Here is a 16654-nt window from a genome sequence, read left to right on the forward strand (position 1 = left end):
CCCGTCGCGTTCGACCTTTTGTTCGTTCGCCGACCAATGAGTATGGAATGACAAGGTACGTGACATTCCGGCCTTAAAGTGTGCGGCATGAAACGTGCCGCCGCCCTGGTCTGCGCCGCCGTGGCGTCGACGGTGTACCTGCTCACCCCCGCCCGGTTCGCCCAGCCGACGGCCGGCGTCCGGGCGACCCCGCCGGGCCTCGCCGCCCCGGCGCGCAAGGAACTCGCCCAGCAGATCGTGGCGAGCGCCGAGAACGGGACCCTGAACTGGCGCAGTGCATACGGCTACGTCGAGGACATCGGCGACGGCCAGGGTTACACAGCGGGCCTGATCGGTTTCTGTACGGGCACCCACGACCTGCTCACCCTCGTCGAGGGCTACACACGCGACCACCCGCGCAACGCCCTCGCCCGCTACCTCCCGGCCCTGCGCGGGGTCGACGGCACCGCCTCGCACGCGGGTCTGGACCCCGGTTTCCCGGCCGCCTGGCGTACGGAGTCGAAGGTGCCCGCCTTCCGGGCGGCCCAGGACGCCGAGCGCGACCGCATCTACTTCAACCCGGCGGTGCACCGCGGCCGGGCCGACGGCCTGGGCGCGCTGGGCCAGTTCATCTACTACGACGCCCTGGTCTTCCACGGCCCCGGCACGGGCCCGACCAGCTTCGACGGCATCCGCGCCCGCGCGACGCAGCAGGCCCGCACCCCCGCACAGGGCGGCGACGAGGCCGACTACCTCGACGCCTTCCTCGACGCCCGCCGCCTGGCGATGCTGACCCGGCACCCCGGTGCCGACACCTCCCGGGTCGACACGACCCAGCGCCGTTTCCTGCACGAGGGCAACCTGGACCTGCGTCCGCCGCTGCGGTGGCAGGTCTACGGGGAGACGTACCGGGTGCCGTAGCCCCGGCTGTGGGGCAGGCGCCCGGACATGCGGCGGCGCCTGCCCGGTCGTCCGGTCGGGGACTGTTGGGCAGGCGCTGCCTCGGGGGGTCTGGGGGCCCGCGGCGGAGCCGCTTGTGTTGCTGCCCCCAGATATCCCGCCCGTACGCCTTTGTACGGGACGTTGTGTGGAGTGGCCGTCAGACCATCAGCGAGCGGTCCGTCGGGCGGATCGGGGCCGGCAGTTCGCTGACGCCGGTCAGGAACCGGTCGACGCCGCGGGCGGCCGAACGGCCCTCCGCGATCGCCCACACGATGAGCGACTGGCCGCGGCCCGCGTCACCGGCGACGTACACGCCCGGGACGTTGGTCTGGAAGTCGGCGTCGCGGGCGATGTTGCCGCGCTCGTCGAGCTCCAGGCCGAACTGCTCGACCAGGCCGTTCTCCCGGTCGGTGCCGGTGAAGCCCATGGCCAGGGTGACCAGCTGGGCGGGGATCTTGCGCTCCGTGCCCGGCTTCGGCGTCAGCTTGCCGTCGATGAACTCGACCTCGGTGAGGTGCAGCCACTGGACGTTGCCGTCCTCGTCGCCCTCGAAGTGGGTGGTGGAGACGGAGTAGACCCGCTCGCCGCCCTCCTCGTGCGCGGACGTCACCTTGTAGAGCATCGGGAAGGTCGGCCACGGCTGGCCGGCGCTGCGCTCCTCGCCCGGGCGGGGCATGATCTCCAGCTGCGTGACGGAGGCCGCGCCCTGGCGGTGGGCGGTGCCCACGCAGTCGGCGCCGGTGTCGCCACCGCCGATGACCACGACGTGCTTGCCCTCGGCCGAGATCGGGGAGGTGACGTAGTCGCCCTCCTGGACCTTGTTCGACAGGGGCAGGTACTCCATCGCCTGGTAGACGCCCTTGAGCTCGCGGCCGGGGACCGGGAGGTCACGGGCGGTCGTGGCGCCGGCGGCGATGACGATCGCGTCGTACCGCTTCTTCAGGTCCGTCGCCTTGAGGTCGCGGCCGATCTCGATGCCCGTACGGAAGCGGGTGCCCTCCGCGCGCATCTGCTCGATGCGGCGGTTGATGTGCCGCTTCTCCATCTTGAACTCGGGGATGCCGTACCGGAGAAGACCACCGATGCGGTCCGCGCGCTCGTAGACGGCGACGGTGTGACCGGCCCGCGTGAGCTGCTGGGCGGCGGCCAGGCCCGCCGGGCCCGAGCCGATGACCGCGACGGTCTTGCCGGACAGCCGCTCGGGCGCCTGCGGGGCGACGTCACCGGTCTCCCACGCCTTGTCGATGATCGAGACCTCGACGTTCTTGATGGTGACGGCCGGCTGGTTGATGCCGAGCACGCACGCCGACTCGCACGGAGCGGGGCACAGACGGCCCGTGAACTCCGGGAAGTTGTTCGTGGCGTGCAGGCGCTCGGAGGCCGCCGTCCAGTCCTCGCGGTAGGCGAAGTCGTTCCACTCGGGGATCAGGTTCCCCAGCGGACAGCCGTTGTGGCAGAACGGGATGCCGCAGTCCATGCACCGGCTGGCCTGCTTGCCGATGATCGGCAGCAGCGAACCGGGGACGTAGACCTCGTTCCAGTCCTTCAGACGCACGTCGACGGGACGGGACTTGGCGACCTCACGGCCGTGGTTCAGGAAGCCCTTCGGGTCAGCCATTGGTCGCCGCCTCCATCATCTTCTCGGTGATCTCGGACTCGGAGAGTCCCGCTCGCTCGGCGGCGTCCTTGGCGGCGAGCACTGCCTTGTACGTGCTGGGGATGATCTTGGTGAAGCGCTCCACGGACGCGTCCCAGTCGGCGAGCAGCTTCTCGGCGACCGTCGAGCCGGTCTCCTCGGCGTGCCGGCGCACCACGGCGTGCAGCCACTGCTTGTCCGTGTCGTCCAGCGCCTCGACGGCGTCGAGGTTGCCGACGTTGACGTTGTCGCGGTTCAGGTCGATCACGTAGGCGACACCGCCGGACATGCCGGCCGCGAAGTTGCGGCCCGTCTCGCCGAGGACCACCGCGTGACCGCCGGTCATGTACTCGCAGCCGTGGTCGCCCACGCCCTCGGAGACGACCGTCGCGCCGGAGTTGCGGACGCAGAACCGCTCACCGGTGCGGCCGCGCAGGAACAGCTCGCCGCCGGTCGCGCCGTAGGCGATGGTGTTGCCCGCGATCGTCGAGAACTCGGCGAGGTGGTCGGCGCCCCGGTCCGGACGGACGACGATCCGGCCACCGGAGAGACCCTTGCCGACGTAGTCGTTGGCGTCGCCCTCCAGGCGCAGCGTGACACCGCGCGGGAGGAAGGCGCCGAAGGACTGGCCGGCGGAGCCGGTGAAGGTGATGTCGATGGTGTCCTCGGGCAGGCCCGCGCCACCGAACTTCTTCGTCACCTCGTGGCCGAGCATGGTGCCGACCGTGCGGTTGATGTTGCGGATGGAGACCTGGGCGCGCACCGGCTGGGCGTCGGTCGCCAAGTCCGCGGCCAGGGCGTCGGCGGCGAGCTTGATGAGCTCGTTGTCGAGCGCCTTCTCCAGGCCGTGGTCCTGCTCGATGACCTGGTGCAGGGCCGCGCCCTCGGGCAGCTCGGGCACGTGGAACAGCGGGGCCAGGTTCAGGCCCTGGGCCTTCCAGTGGTCGACGGCGCGCTCGACGTCGAGGACCTCGGCGTGACCGACGGCCTCCTCGATCGAGCGGAAGCCCAGCTCGGCGAGGATCTCGCGGACCTCTTCGGCGATGAACCTGAAGAAGTTCACGACGTACTCGGCCTTGCCGGCGAAGCGGTCGCGCAGCACCGGGTTCTGGGTGGCGATGCCGACCGGGCAGGTGTCCAGGTGGCAGACGCGCATCATGACGCAGCCGGAGACGACGAGCGGCGCGGTCGCGAAACCGAACTCCTCGGCGCCGAGCAGCGCGGCGATGATCACGTCTCGGCCGGTCTTCAGCTGACCGTCCGTCTGCACGACGATGCGGTCGCGCAGGCCGTTGAGCAGCAGGGTCTGCTGGGTCTCGGCAAGACCGAGTTCCCAGGGGCCGCCCGCGTGCTTCAGGGACGTGAGCGGCGAGGCGCCCGTGCCGCCGTCGTGGCCGGAGATGAGGACGACGTCCGCGTGGGCCTTCGACACACCCGCGGCGACCGTGCCGACGCCGACCTCCGAGACCAGCTTCACGTGAATCCGCGCCTGCGGGTTCGCGTTCTTCAGGTCGTGGATCAGCTGGGCCAGGTCCTCGATGGAGTAGATGTCGTGGTGCGGCGGCGGGGAGATCAGACCGACACCGGGGGTGGAGTGCCGGGTCTTGGCGACCCACGGGTACACCTTGTGGCCGGGCAGCTGGCCGCCCTCGCCGGGCTTGGCGCCCTGCGCCATCTTGATCTGGATGTCGTCCGCGTTGACCAGGTACTCGGAGGTCACACCGAAGCGGCCGGACGCGACCTGCTTGATGGCGGAGCGGCGTGCCGGGTCGTACAGCCGGTCCGCGTCCTCGCCGCCCTCACCGGTGTTGGACTTGCCGCCCAGCTGGTTCATGGCGATGGCGAGGGTCTCGTGCGCCTCCAGGGAGATGGAGCCGTACGACATGGCGCCGGTGGAGAAGCGCTTGACGATCTCGGAGACCGGCTCGACCTCGTCGATCGAGATCGGCTCGCGGCCGGACTTGAAGCCGAAGAGCCCGCGCAGCGTCATCAGGCGCTCGGACTGCTCGTTCACGCGGTCCGTGTACTTCTTGAAGATGTCGTAGTTGCCCGCGCGCGTCGAGTGCTGGAGGCGGAAGACCGTCTCCGGGTCGAACAGGTGCGGCTCGCCCTCGCGGCGCCACTGGTACTCGCCGCCTATCTCCAGGGCGCGGTGGGCCGGCGCGATGCCGCTGGCCGGGTAGGCCTTGGCGTGGCGGGCGGCGACCTCCTTGGCGATGACGTCGATGCCGACGCCGCCGATCTTGGTGGCCGTGCCGTTGAAGTACTTCTCGACGAAGGCGTCGTCGAGACCGACGGCCTCGAAGACCTGGGCGCCGCGGTAGGAGGCGACGGTCGAGATGCCCATCTTGGACATGACCTTCAGGACGCCCTTGCCGAGCGCGTAGATCAGGTTGCGGATCGCCTGCTCGGGCTCCATGCCGTTGAGGAAGGTACCCGCGCGCAGCAGGTCCTCCACCGACTCCATGGCCAGGTACGGGTTGACGGCGGCGGCGCCGAAGCCGATCAGCAGGGCCACGTGGTGGACCTCGCGGACGTCGCCGGCCTCGACGAGCAGGCCCACCTCGGTGCGCTGCTTGGTGCGGATGAGGTGGTGGTGGACGGCCGCGGTGAGCAGCAGCGACGGGATCGGCGCGTGCTCGGCGTCCGAGTGGCGGTCGGAGAGGACGATGAGCCGGGCGCCGTTGTCGATGGCGGCGTCGGCCTCGGCGCAGATCTCCTCGATGCGCGCGGCGAGGGCCTCACCGCCGCCGTGCACCCGGTACAGACCGGAGAGCGTCGCGGCCTTGAAGCCGGGCATGTCGCCGTCGGCGTTGATGTGGATGAGCTTGGCCAGCTCGTCGTTGTCGATGACCGGGAACGGCAGGGTGACCGTCCGGCAGGACGCGGCGCTCGGCTCGAGCAGGTTGCCCTGCGGGCCGAGGGAGGAGCGCAGGGAGGTGACGAGCTCCTCGCGGATCGCGTCCAGCGGCGGGTTGGTGACCTGCGCGAACAGCTGGGTGAAGTAGTCGAAGAGCAGCCGCGGGCGCGCGGAGAGCGCGGCGATCGGCGAGTCGGTGCCCATCGAACCGATCGGCTCGGCGGCGGACTTGGCCATCGGCGCGAGCAGGACGCGCAGCTCTTCCTCGGTGTAGCCGAAGGTCTGCTGGCGGCGGGTGACCGAGGCGTGCGTGTGCACGATGTGCTCGCGCTCGGGCAGGTCGACCAGCTCGATCTCGCCGGCCTCGAGCCACTCGGCGTAGGGCTTCTCGGCGGCGAGCTGGGCCTTGATCTCGTCGTCCTCGATGATGCGGTGCTCGGCGGTGTCGACGAGGAACATCCGGCCGGGCTGGAGGCGGCCCTTGCGGACGACCTTGGCGGGGTCGATGTCGAGGACGCCGACCTCGGAGCCGAGGACGACGAGGCCCTCGTCGGTGACCCAGTAGCGGCCGGGACGCAGGCCGTTGCGGTCGAGCACGGCGCCGACCTGGGTGCCGTCGGTGAAGGTGACACAGGCCGGGCCGTCCCAGGGCTCCATCATCGTGGAGTGGAACTCGTAGAACGCGCGCCGGGCCGGGTCCATGGAGTCGTGGTTCTCCCACGCCTCCGGGATCATCATCAGCACGGAGTGCGGCAGCGAGCGGCCGCCGAGGTGGAGCAGCTCGAGCACCTCGTCGAAGGACGCCGAGTCGGAGGCGTCCGGCGTACACACCGGGAAGATCCGCTCGATGGACTTCTCGTCCGGGCCGAACAGGTCGGAGACAAGCTGCGACTCTCGGGCGCGCATCCAGTTGCGGTTGCCCTTGACGGTGTTGATCTCACCGTTGTGCGCGACGAAGCGGTACGGGTGGGCGAGCGGCCACGACGGGAAGGTGTTCGTGGAGAAGCGCGAGTGGACGAGCGACACGGCCGAGGCGAAGCGGCGGTCGGACAGGTCCGGGAAGAAGGGCTCGAGCTGGCCGGTGGTCAGCATGCCCTTGTAGACGATCGTCCGCGCGGACAGCGAGGGGAAGTAGACGCCGGCCTCGCGCTCGGCGCGCTTGCGCAGCACGAACGACTTGCGGTCGAGGTCGATGCCCGTGGCGGGCACGGCCGCGCCGTCGGCCACGAAGACCTGACGGAAGGCGGGCATCGTGGAGCGGGCGGTGGCGCCGAGGAGCTCCGGGGCGACCGGGACCTCACGCCAGCCGAGGACGGTGAGGCCCTCGTCGGCGGCGATCGTCTCGATCCGCGAGACGGCGTCCTGCAGTCCGTCCTCCGGGAGGAAGGCGATACCGACGGCGTAGCCACCGGCCTCGGGCAGCTCGAAACCGGCCACGGCGCGGAAGAAGGCGTCGGGGACCTGCGTCAGGATGCCCGCGCCGTCGCCGGAGTCCGGCTCGGAGCCGGTGGCGCCACGGTGTTCGAGGTTGCGCAGAACGGTGAGCGCCTGCTCGACCAGCGTGTGGCTCGCCTCACCGGTGAGGTTGGCCACGAAGCCGACGCCACAGGCGTCGTGCTCGTTGCGGGGGTCGTACATACCCTGCGCAGCAGGGCGAGCATCCATGAAGGACCAGTTCTGGCCATTCGCGGAATGCTGGGACGGCTGGCGCGGCGTACGCATCGGCTCTCCCGTCGTCGTCTCAAGTGGCTGTGGGTTCCTCCCAGGCCCTTGAGGCTCTGGGGGAGTACTTGCGAAGGGACGACGTTGGCCCTCTGCGTGTGCGCAAAATTTCGTGCAGGTTACATGATGGAGCGGTTCTCGGGAACCGGATACTCCGTTCCAACATGCGGACGCCACGAGCTCGCGGCGGGGGTACCGCGCGCGTGGCTGAAAGTATGTGGGGACCGAACGGGACGAGATCGATCAGATCGGTGTCCGTCGGCCCGGAAGGCGGGGAGAGCGGCGTCGTTCACCCCGCGAGTGCGCCGCAGGCGTCATTGCCCACAGCGCTTACGGCTCATGCCCACTGGTCAAGCATCCGAAACCAGTCGGTAACGGCTACCTATGCGGCCCGTCGCATAAGTAGCAGCCGATCTATCCTACGGCCGTTCCGAACAAACTGCCCAGGGCGTACGTCACACCCGCCGCCGCGCCCCCGAGGGCGAGCTGCCGCAGCCCGCTGAACCACCAGGTCCGCGCGGTCACCCGGGCCACCACCGCACCACAGCCGAACAGCCCGAACAGCGCCAGCAGGACGGCCGGCCACAGCGAGCCGGCCCCCAGCAGATACGGCAGGACGGGCAGCAGCGCGCCCAGCGCGAACGCCCCGAAACTCGACACGGCGGCGACCAGCGGTGAGGGCAGGTCCGACGGATCGATGCCCAGCTCCTCGCGCGCGTGTATCTCCAGCGCCTGTTCGGGATCGCGCGAGAGCTGCTGCGCGACCTGCCGCGCCAGCGCGGGTTCGACTCCCCGGGACTCGTACAGCGCGGCGAGTTCGGCCTCCTCGTCCTGCGGGTGCTTCCTCAGCTCCCTCCGCTCCACCTCCAGCTCGGCCTCGACGAGTTCGCGCTGCGAGGCGACGGAGGTGTACTCACCGGCGGCCATGGAGAAAGCGCCGGCGGCGAGACCGGCGAGTCCGGTGATGACGATGGTCTGCTGCCCCACGGACCCCCCGGCGACACCGGTCATCAGGGCGAGGTTGGAGACCAGACCGTCCATCGCCCCGAACACGGCGGGCCGCAGCCAACCACCGTTGACATCCCGATGCGTGTGGTTGTCACGGTGCGCCTCGTGCAGTGCGGCTTCGGTTTCGATGATGGCCATGAAGGTCCCCCAGGTAGCTAAGGCAAAGCTAACTTTAGACAAGTTCTAATACCCGACGGCGCCAAGATACGCTGAGGCATTCCCATCCGCCAGGAAGGCGAGGATGCCCTAACCTGCACCTTTGTCTTCGATCGCTCATTCGATCGGCAGGCTGCACAAATGTCGACCGGGTGACATGAAGAGGTTTCAGGCTCAGGTCAACCGCCGATGGTGGGACACATCCGCAAAGGGTTCCGCGCCCGTGCGGGCCCCCGAAGGAGAGGCCGTGCATGGCATCGATCCGTGAACGGGCCCGCGGCGCCCTGCTCGGCCTCGCGGTGGGCGACGCCCTCGGCGCCCCCGCCGAGAACATGAAACCGTCCGAGATCCGTGCCCGCTGGGGGCGCATCACGGGCTACGTCAGCGAGAAACCGGCCGGCACGGACGACACGGAGTACGCGATCTTCTCCGGCCTTCTCCTCGCCCGCCACGGCTCCGCGCTCACCCCGGCCCATGTGGAGGCGGCCTGGCACCAGTGGATCGTCGATCTCGACGAGGGCCCCTTCCGCGGCGCCGGCTTCAGCGAACGCGGCACCCTGGAGAACCTCCGCCGAGGCCTGGCGGCACCCATCTCGGCACAGCACCGGCACGCCTGGAGCGACGGTCTGGCGATGCGCGCGGCCCCCTTCGGCGTCTTCGCCGCGGGCTGCCCGGCGGAAGCGGCCCGTCTCGTCGCGATCGACGGCGCGGTGAGCCACGACGGCGAGGGCATCTACGGCGGCCAGGCGGTCGCGGCGGGCGTGGCGGCGGCGATGGCCGCAGCGCCGACGATCGCGGTGGTCGCCTCGGCACTGGCGGTGATCCCCGAGGACTCCTGGACGGCACGGTCCCTGCGCCGGGCGGTGACGGTCGCCCACCGGGGCGAACGGGCGGTCCGCTCCGCCGTCGTCATCGGCGGCTACCCCTGGACCGACCTGGCGCCCGAGGCCGTCGCCCTCGCCTTCGGCGCCTACGCGGCGGCCGACGGCGACTTCCGCGAGGCCGTCCTCACGGCCGTGAACATGGGCCGCGACGCGGACACGACCGCGGCGGTGGCCGGTGCCCTGGCCGGTGCGACCCGGGGCGCCTCGGCGATCCCCCCGGAGTGGGCGGCCGCCATCGGCCCGGCCCGGGGCACCTGCCTGCCGTCGATGGCGGGACACCACGTCCTGGACGTGGCGGAGCTGCTGGTGCCGGAAGAGGGCGGCAAATGGGGCGAGGGCATGATCGCGGAGGAACTCGTACCGACCCTGATCACCCTGCCGACGACCGACAGGACGGAGGCACGACTGTGAGACCACCGGTCCCATGGGACGAGGGGACGGCCGCAGGAACTCCAGGCCCAGCCGCCCCCGACCCCACCGAACCGCCGACCACGCCGAAGGCGAACCCACCCGTGGCCGCCGAGGACGGGAACCCCTCACAGGGCCCACCCGCACCCGACAACGCACCCCGCACGACCGCCGGCAACGGCACCACCACGACCAAGGACGCCCCCGCCGCCGACGACGCGAACCCCACACAGGCGCCACCCGCACCCCACAACACACCTCACACAACCGCCGGAAGCGACATCGCCACGACCAAGGACGCCCCCGCCGCCGACGACAGCGGGAACCCCCCACTGGGGCCACCCGCACCCGACGACGAAAGTCGCACCAGGGGTGCGGGTGGGAACAACAACGCCGAAGGCGAAGCCGAGGCCGTCGGCACCGCCCAGCCCCCGCAGGGATCCCGCGTCGAAGGCCTCCTGCTCGGCCTCGCCGCGGGCGACGCCGCCGGCTGGCCCGCCGCCCGCCACCGAGCCGCCCGCATGCCCGAGTGGACCCGCCGTCTCACCCGGGAACTCGACACCTTCGCCGAACACAACGCCACCACCACCCTCCCCGTCCCCATCGCCCTCAACCAACCCCCCGAACCCCTCCGCCTGGGCCCCTCCGACGACGCCGAGTGGGCGGCGTTCGCCGCCGAGGCCGTCCTGCGGGCGGGCGACGACACCGCCCTCGGCGACCTCAGCCGGGAACGCCGGATGCGCGCCGCCATCGACCTCACCTGGAACGCGATCGCCGGCGAGGTCGCGGCGGCAGCCGACCGCGCCCCCGAGGTCGAGTCCGCCGTCCTCCCCCTGCGCGCCCGCATCTCCGTCCGCGCCGGCCTGGGCAACCTCGCCGCCGGTCTGCGACCCCCCGCCACCGGCCACGACAACCCCCACTACTTCGACGACGCGGCCTGCGTACGCGCCTGCGTCCTCGCGGTGGCCCACCCCGGCGACCCCCGACTCGCCGCCGACCTCGCCGAGTTCGACGCCCGCTATACCCAGGACGGCGACGGCGTGCACGGCGCCCGCGCGATGGCGGCGGCCCTCGCGCTGGCCCTCGTCGGCGCGGACCCCGAGGCCTGCGTCGCCGCTGCCCTCGCCGAGCTCCCGGACCACACCGAGATCGGCCGCAACGCCCGCCACGCGCTCGGGCTGGCCCATGACGCCGACAGCGCCTTCGCGCTCATCCCCCTCCTGGAACACCAGATCGTCGACCATGTCTACAGCTACGGCATCGCGGCGGCGGAAACGGTCCCGGTGGCCCTGGCCCTGGTCACGGCGTCCGGCGGCCGTATCTCCGAAGCGGTGCCGGCGGCGGCTTGTCTGTCCCGGGTCGCGGACTCGGCCCCGGCCCTCGTGGGCGCGCTGACGGGCGCGTTGGGCGGCGGCCCCGCGATTCCCGCCGCCTGGCGCGACAGCTGCCGCACCCTCTCCGGCTGCGTACTCCCCCGTCTCACCGGCACCGACCTGGTGGAACTCGCCGAACTCCTGGAAGCCGCACAACCGGCCCCACCAGGAGGATGATTCGGCTCATGACGCCCAAAGCAGAAGAAAGCAACGGCGGAACCCTGGAGGAACGCACCGCCGGCGCCCTCGTGGGAGCCGCCGTCGGCGACGCCCTCGGCGGCCCCGTCGAGGGCTACTCCCCCGACCGGATCCTCGAACGCCACGGCGGCCGTGTCCACGGCATCGTCGGCCCCTGGAACGGCGACGACTGGCGCACCGCCCGCCCCATCGCCCCGTACCACAAGGGCGACGGCCACGTCACCGACGACACCTTGATGACACACGCGCTGATCAGGGTCTACGCCACGGTCCGCGACCATCTGGACGCCTACGCGATCAGCGACCACCTGGTCCCGGACCTGATGACGACCCCCCGCTGGATCCCGGAACTGGAAGCCGAGGCCCTGCCCCTGCACCGTCTCTTCCTGGCGGAGAAGTGGCTGGTCGCAAGGCTCCACTACGGCCACGTCGACCCCCGCGAGGCCGGCGCCGGAAACATCGTCAACTGCGGTGCGGCGATGTACATGGCCCCGGTGGGCCTGGTCAACGCGGCCGACCCGGCGGGCGCGTACGCCGAGGCGCTGGACATCGCGGGCGCCCACCAGTCCTCGTACGGCCGTGAGGCGGCGGGAGTCTTCGCGGCGGCGGTCGCGGCGGCCTGCGCGCCGGGCGCGACACCGGACTCGGTGGTCACGAACTGCCTGTCCCTGGCCAAGGACGGCACGCGCGCGGCGATCGAGACGGTCTGCGAAGAGGCCGCCCGCCACACCGACTTCGCGTCCGCGCTGGCCCCGCTGCGGGAGGCGGTGACGCCGTACGACACGGTGGGCCCCGACTACCGTCGGCCCTCGCTGGCCGCCCGCCGCCCGTCCCGACTGCACGCGATCGAGGAACTCCCCATCGCGCTGGGAATGTTGCTGGTGGCCGGCGGCGACTACCGCCAGGCGGTCCTGGGCTCCGTGAACTACGGCCGCGACTGCGACTCGATCGCGACGATGGCGGGGGCGGTGGCCGGCGCCCTGGGCTCACCGGTCCCGGACGACTGGTCGAAGCAGGTCTCCGAGGCCAGCCGCCTCGACCTCTGGCAGCCCGCGGCGACGCTCGCCGAGGTCGCCCGGGAGATCTTCGACCGCGACGTCCACCGCCGCCGCGCCCACGAGCGGGCGTTCTCCGCGCTCGGAGGCCCGAGATGCTCCGACTGACCTGGGTCCAACCGGAGGACCTCCTCGGCCACGAACTGCGCCAGGCTGCCCAGGACGGGCGGGAACCATGGGCGATCGCCGCCCGTTGGAAGGCGGCCGGAGGCTGCGAGGCCCCGCCCCGAGCGGGGGCCTCCCCCCAGCGGGCCTCCCGCTATCTGCGCCTGCTCGCGGAAGACCTCCTGGACGAACTCGCGGACCTGCCCAGCAAGTTGGCGGACGACGAGCCGACGGACCTGGAGAAGGTCAAGGCCCTGTGCCCTCAGTGGCCGGCCCGGCCGACCGGTGCCCGCCCGCCTGCCCCCGCCCCGGCCCGTCTGGAAGCGGCCTGGCTGGGCCGGGCCGTCGGCTGTCTCCTCGGCAAGCCCGTCGAGAAGCTCCCCCTGGACGCCGTCCGCGCCCTCGCCCGGTCCACCGGCAACTGGCCCTTGACCACCTACTTCACCGCCCGCGGAGTCCCCCGGGACCTCCTCGAGGCCCACCCCTGGAACCGCCGCTCGGCCGCCACCTCCCTCGCCGAGAACATCGACGGCATGCCCGAGGACGACGACCTCAACTACCCTCTGCTCAACCTCCTCCTGCTCAGGCGCCACGGCAGCGACTTCACCACCACGGACGTGGCCCGGCTCTGGCTCGACGAACTCCCGGCCGGCCGCACCTTCACCGCCGAACGCGTCGCCCTGCGCAACCTCCTCTCCGGCATCGAACCCCCGCACACCGCCCGCCACCGCAACCCCTTCCGCGAGTGGATCGGCGCCCTCATCCGCGCCGACGTCCACGGCTGGACCAACCCCGGCGACCCGGCCGCCGCAGCCGAACAGGCCCACCGCGACGCCACCCTCACCCACACCGCCAACGGCGTCTACGCGGCGATGTTCACGGCGGCCACCCTCGCCACCGCGGCCACCGGCACGCACGACGTCCACGCCTGCCTGCGCACCGGCCTCACCGTCGTCCCACCCCGCTCGCGCCTCGCCCGGGCCGTCACCCACGCGGTCCGACTGGCGCAGGACCACCGCGACTTCGACACGGTCGTGGACGAACTCCACGCCACCCACACCACGCACCACTGGGTCCACGCGATCCCCAACACCGCCCTGATCGCCGCCGCCCTCACCCACGCCGACGGCGACTTCACCGGCTCCATCTGCCGTGCCGTGTCCGGCGGCTGGGACACCGATTCCAACGGCGCGACGGCCGGCAGCGTCGCCGCCCTCCTCGCCGGCGACCCGGCCGCCCTCCCCGACCGCTGGACGGCCCCCCTCAAGAACCGCCTGGCCACCTCCGTCGCCGACCTGGGCGGCGTCGGCTTCGACACCCTGGCCCAGCTGACCTGGTCCCTCACCCACCGGGAGGCTTCCCGCCCATGACCGACATCGTCGTGCTCGGCAGCACGAACATGGACCTCGTCGCCTACGTCGAGAAACCCCCGCAGCGCGGGGAGACCGTGACGGGACGGGAGTTCCGTACGGTCCCCGGCGGCAAGGGCGCCAACCAGGCGATCGCCGCCGCCCACGCGGGCGCCACCGTCTCGGTGATCGGCGCCGTCGGCAACGACGCCTTCGGCGCCCGCCTGCGCTCCACCCTGGAGCACGCCGGCGTGAACACCGACCACCTGCGCACGGTCGAGTCCCCTTCCGGCACCGCGCACATCGTCGTGGACGACGAGGGCGGCAACGCCATCGTCGTCGTCCCCGGCGCGAACGGCACCGTCGACCACCTCGTCCCCGGCGACGAAGTCCTCATCTCCTCCGCCGACGCCCTCCTGCTCCAGCTCGAAGTCCCCCTGGCGGCGGTCGTCGCGGGCGCCCGCGCAGCCCGTGCCCACGGCGTCCGGACGATCCTCACCCCGGCCCCCGCCCAGCCCCTGCCGCCCGAACTCCTCGCCGCCGTCGACCTGTTGGTCCCCAACGAGCACGAGGCCACCAGCCTCACCGGCCGCACCGACCCGCACGAGGCGGCCACCGCCCTGCTGGACAGCGTCCCGGAGGTGGTCATCACGCTGGGCGCGGCCGGCAGCCTCTACGCGACCCGCGGCGCCGAACCCCTCACCGTTCCCGCCCCGCACGTCACCGCCGTCGACTCGACCGGCGCGGGCGACACCTTCGTCGGCGCCCTCGCCGTGGCACTGGGCGAGGAGCGCCCCGTACGGGAGGCCCTGGCCTGGGCCGCCGCCGCGGCCGCCCTCTCGGTCCAGCGTCGGGGCGCCTCGGCATCGATGCCGTACCGCTCCGAGATCGAGAAGCAGTACGCCTCATGACCGAGAAGACAGACACGGCAGAGACGGCGGAGACGACCACTCCCCTGCACGGCCTCCGCGTCCTCGACCTCGCCACCCTCTTCGCCGGCCCGCTCGCCGCGACCATGCTCGGCGACTTCGGCGCGGAGGTCATCAAGGTCGAGCACCCCACCCAGCCGGACCCCTCCCGGGGACACGGCCCGTCCAAGGACGGCGTGGGCCTCTGGTGGAAACTCCTCGGCCGCAACAAGCGCACGATCACCCTGAACCTCTCCAGGCCCGGCGGGCGCGCCACCCTCCTGCGCCTCGCCGCCACCGCCGACGTGATCATCGAGAACTTCCGTCCCGGCACCCTGGAGAAGTGGGACCTCGGCTGGGAGGAGCTGTCGGCGGCCAACCCCCGCCTGGTCCTCACCCGGGTCACCGCCTTCGGCCAGTTCGGCCCCTACGCGCACCGCCCGGGCTTCGGCACCCTCGCCGAAGCGATGAGCGGTTTCGCCGCGATCACGGGCGAACCGGACGCCTCCCCGACCCTCCCGCCCTTCGGCCTGGCCGACTCCATCGCGGGCCTGGCCACCGCCTACGCCGTCATGACGGCCCTCGCCGCCCGCGAGCGCACCGGCGAGGGCCAGGTCGTCGACATGGCGATCATCGAGCCCATCCTCACCGTCCTCGGCCCCCAGCCCCTCTGGTACGACCAGCTGGGCTACGTCCAGGCCCGCACCGGCAACCGGTCCGCCAACAACGCCCCGCGCAACACCTACCGCACCGCCGACGGAGGCTGGGTCGCCGTCTCGACCTCCGCCCAGTCGGTCGCGGAGCGCGTGCTGTGCCTGGTCGGCCGCCCCGACCTGGTCGACGAGCCCTGGTTCGCGACGGGCGCCGACCGGGCCGCCCACGCCGACGTCCTCGACGAAGCGGTCGGCAGCTGGATCGCCGCCCGCACCCGGACCGACGTCCTGGCCGCCTTCGAGAAGGCGGAGGCGGCGATCGCCCCCGTCCAGGACGTGCGGGACGTGATGACGGACCCCCAGTACCAGGCCCTCGACACGATCACCGCGGTCGACGACCCGGAGCTGGGCCGGATCCGCATGCAGAACGTCCTCTTCCGGCTCTCCTCGACCCCCGGCGCGATCCGCTGGACCGGCCGCCCGCACGGCGCCGACACGGAGCCGGTCCTGACCGAACTGGGCCTGACGCCGGCCGAGCTGACGGCCCTGCGCGCGGAGGGCGCGCTATGACGATCTCCCCGACGACACCCTCTCTGACCTGGTTGTACGCCCCCGGCGACCGCCCGCAGACCGTCACCAAGGCCCTCGCCTGCGGCGCCGACGTCGTCATCATCGACCTGGAGGACGCGGTCGCCCCGGACCGCAAGGAGTACGCCCGCACGGCCACCGCGGAACGCCTGTGTGAGCCCCAGCCGGTCCCGGTCCACGTCCGGGTGAACGCCCTGGACAGCCCCTTCGCCGCGGCGGACCTCCGCAGCTTGGCCGCCCTCCCCGGTGTCTGCGGCCTGCGCCTGCCGAAGGTGACGTCCCCGCACCAGATCAACCGGGTCGCCGAGACCGTGCCCCGGGCAGGCCGTGGAGCCACCCCCCTCCACGCCCTCCTGGAAACAGCCCTCGGCATCGAGCACGCCTACGCCATCGCCTGCGCCCACCCCTCCCTGCGCGGCATCGCCCTCGGCGAGGCGGACCTACGCGCCGACCTGGGCCTGCGCGACGACGCTGGCCTCGACTGGTCCCGCTCCCGTGTCGTCGTCGCCGCCCGGGCCGCGGGCCTGGCGCCCCCGCCCCAGTCGGTCCACCCCGACATCCGTGACCTGGAGGGCCTGGCCACCACCTGCGCCCACGGCCGCACCCTGGGCTTCCTGGGCCGCGCCGCCATCCATCCCCGCCAGCTTCCGATCATCGAACGGGCCTACCTGCCCACCGAACAGGAACTGGAAGAGGCCGAGACGATCGTCAAGGCCGCGGCGCGGGACCAGGGCGCCCAGGCGCTTCCGGACGGACGATTCATCGACGCGGCGGTAGTGGCAGCCGCGCGGCGCACTCTGTCCCTGGCCAGCAGAACCTAGGCCGGTTCC

Annotated in this window: 11 protein-coding genes; 8 read left to right on the forward strand and 3 right to left on the reverse strand. The window is 72.0% G+C overall.

Features of this window, described 5'->3' with window-relative positions; all coding sequences use genetic code 11:
- The first annotated feature begins 87 nt into the window (after nucleotides 1-87).
- Nucleotides 88-900 carry a chitosanase gene (locus tag OG289_RS14310; RefSeq protein WP_327314381.1) on the forward strand — a complete coding sequence of 271 codons (813 nt, stop codon included), beginning with the start codon at nucleotides 88-90 and terminating at the stop codon, nucleotides 898-900.
- Between the two features lie 178 nt (nucleotides 901-1078).
- On the opposite strand, the gene OG289_RS14315 is transcribed toward OG289_RS14310, so the two are convergent.
- The 3 genes from OG289_RS14315 to OG289_RS14325 form a co-directional block, all read right to left on the reverse strand.
- Entirely contained in the window at nucleotides 1079-2539 is a 1461-nt protein-coding gene (locus tag OG289_RS14315; RefSeq protein WP_327314382.1) for a glutamate synthase subunit beta, read from the reverse strand.
- Nucleotides 2532-7139: a glutamate synthase large subunit gene (gltB, locus tag OG289_RS14320; protein ID WP_327314383.1), complete on the reverse strand. Its 4608-nt coding sequence runs from the start codon at nucleotides 7137-7139 to the stop codon at nucleotides 2532-2534. Before gltB ends, OG289_RS14315 begins: the two co-directional genes overlap by 8 nt.
- Before the next feature lie 414 nt (nucleotides 7140-7553).
- A complete protein-coding gene (locus OG289_RS14325) occupies nucleotides 7554-8285 on the reverse strand; it encodes a VIT1/CCC1 transporter family protein (protein WP_327314384.1) in 732 nt (243 codons plus the stop codon).
- A 269-nt stretch (nucleotides 8286-8554) separates the two neighbouring features.
- On the opposite strand from OG289_RS14325, the gene OG289_RS14330 reads away from it, so the two are divergent.
- Genes OG289_RS14330 through OG289_RS14360 form a run of 7 tightly spaced genes read left to right on the forward strand, consistent with a single transcriptional unit; the run spans nucleotide 8555 to nucleotide 16645 of the window.
- Nucleotides 8555-9598 (forward strand): ADP-ribosylglycohydrolase family protein, encoded by a 1044-nt coding sequence (locus OG289_RS14330; protein WP_327314385.1) that lies wholly within the window; start codon nucleotides 8555-8557, stop codon nucleotides 9596-9598.
- Nucleotides 9595-11145, forward strand: a complete 1551-nt coding sequence (locus OG289_RS14335) for an ADP-ribosylglycohydrolase family protein (protein WP_442818899.1) — start codon at nucleotides 9595-9597, stop codon at nucleotides 11143-11145. The genes OG289_RS14330 and OG289_RS14335 overlap by 4 nt, the downstream gene beginning before the upstream one ends.
- A gap of 8 nt (nucleotides 11146-11153) precedes the next feature.
- On the forward strand, nucleotides 11154-12329 hold the full coding sequence (locus OG289_RS14340; protein WP_327314386.1) for an ADP-ribosylglycohydrolase family protein: 1176 nt from the start codon (nucleotides 11154-11156) through the stop codon (nucleotides 12327-12329).
- The gene (locus OG289_RS14345) at nucleotides 12317-13696 is read left to right on the forward strand and encodes an ADP-ribosylglycohydrolase family protein (RefSeq protein WP_327314387.1); all 1380 of its coding nucleotides are present in this window, start codon (nucleotides 12317-12319) and stop codon (nucleotides 13694-13696) included. Before OG289_RS14340 ends, OG289_RS14345 begins: the two co-directional genes overlap by 13 nt.
- Nucleotides 13693-14586 (forward strand): ribokinase, encoded by an 894-nt coding sequence (gene rbsK, locus OG289_RS14350; RefSeq protein ID WP_327314388.1) that lies wholly within the window; start codon nucleotides 13693-13695, stop codon nucleotides 14584-14586. Before OG289_RS14345 ends, rbsK begins: the two co-directional genes overlap by 4 nt.
- A complete protein-coding gene (locus OG289_RS14355; protein ID WP_327314389.1) occupies nucleotides 14583-15806 on the forward strand; it encodes a CaiB/BaiF CoA transferase family protein in 1224 nt (407 codons plus the stop codon). The genes rbsK and OG289_RS14355 overlap by 4 nt, the downstream gene beginning before the upstream one ends.
- Entirely contained in the window at nucleotides 15803-16645 is an 843-nt protein-coding gene (locus OG289_RS14360) for an HpcH/HpaI aldolase/citrate lyase family protein (RefSeq protein WP_327314390.1), read from the forward strand. Before OG289_RS14355 ends, OG289_RS14360 begins: the two co-directional genes overlap by 4 nt.
- The last annotated feature ends 9 nt before the right edge of the window (nucleotides 16646-16654 follow it).

This window comes from Streptomyces sp. NBC_01235 (assembly GCF_035989285.1).
Taxonomy (GTDB): domain Bacteria; phylum Actinomycetota; class Actinomycetes; order Streptomycetales; family Streptomycetaceae; genus Streptomyces.

What these genes read in the sequence shown, in the direction of transcription:
- OG289_RS14345 (WP_327314387.1), top strand. Translation starts at nt 12,317, where the DNA reads ATGCTCCGACTGACCTGGGTCCAACCGGAGGACCTCCTCGGCCACGAA.
- OG289_RS14360 (WP_327314390.1), top strand. Translation starts at nt 15,803, where the DNA reads ATGACGATCTCCCCGACGACACCCTCTCTGACCTGGTTGTACGCCCCC.
- OG289_RS14355 (WP_327314389.1), top strand. Translation starts at nt 14,583, where the DNA reads ATGACCGAGAAGACAGACACGGCAGAGACGGCGGAGACGACCACTCCC.
- OG289_RS14340 (WP_327314386.1), top strand. Translation starts at nt 11,154, where the DNA reads ATGACGCCCAAAGCAGAAGAAAGCAACGGCGGAACCCTGGAGGAACGC.
- gltB (WP_327314383.1), bottom strand. Translation starts at nt 7,139, where the DNA reads ATGCGTACGCCGCGCCAGCCGTCCCAGCATTCCGCGAATGGCCAGAAC.
- rbsK (WP_327314388.1), top strand. Translation starts at nt 13,693, where the DNA reads ATGACCGACATCGTCGTGCTCGGCAGCACGAACATGGACCTCGTCGCC.
- OG289_RS14325 (WP_327314384.1), bottom strand. Translation starts at nt 8,285, where the DNA reads ATGGCCATCATCGAAACCGAAGCCGCACTGCACGAGGCGCACCGTGAC.
- OG289_RS14310 (WP_327314381.1), top strand. Translation starts at nt 88, where the DNA reads ATGAAACGTGCCGCCGCCCTGGTCTGCGCCGCCGTGGCGTCGACGGTG.
- OG289_RS14330 (WP_327314385.1), top strand. Translation starts at nt 8,555, where the DNA reads ATGGCATCGATCCGTGAACGGGCCCGCGGCGCCCTGCTCGGCCTCGCG.
- OG289_RS14315 (WP_327314382.1), bottom strand. Translation starts at nt 2,539, where the DNA reads ATGGCTGACCCGAAGGGCTTCCTGAACCACGGCCGTGAGGTCGCCAAG.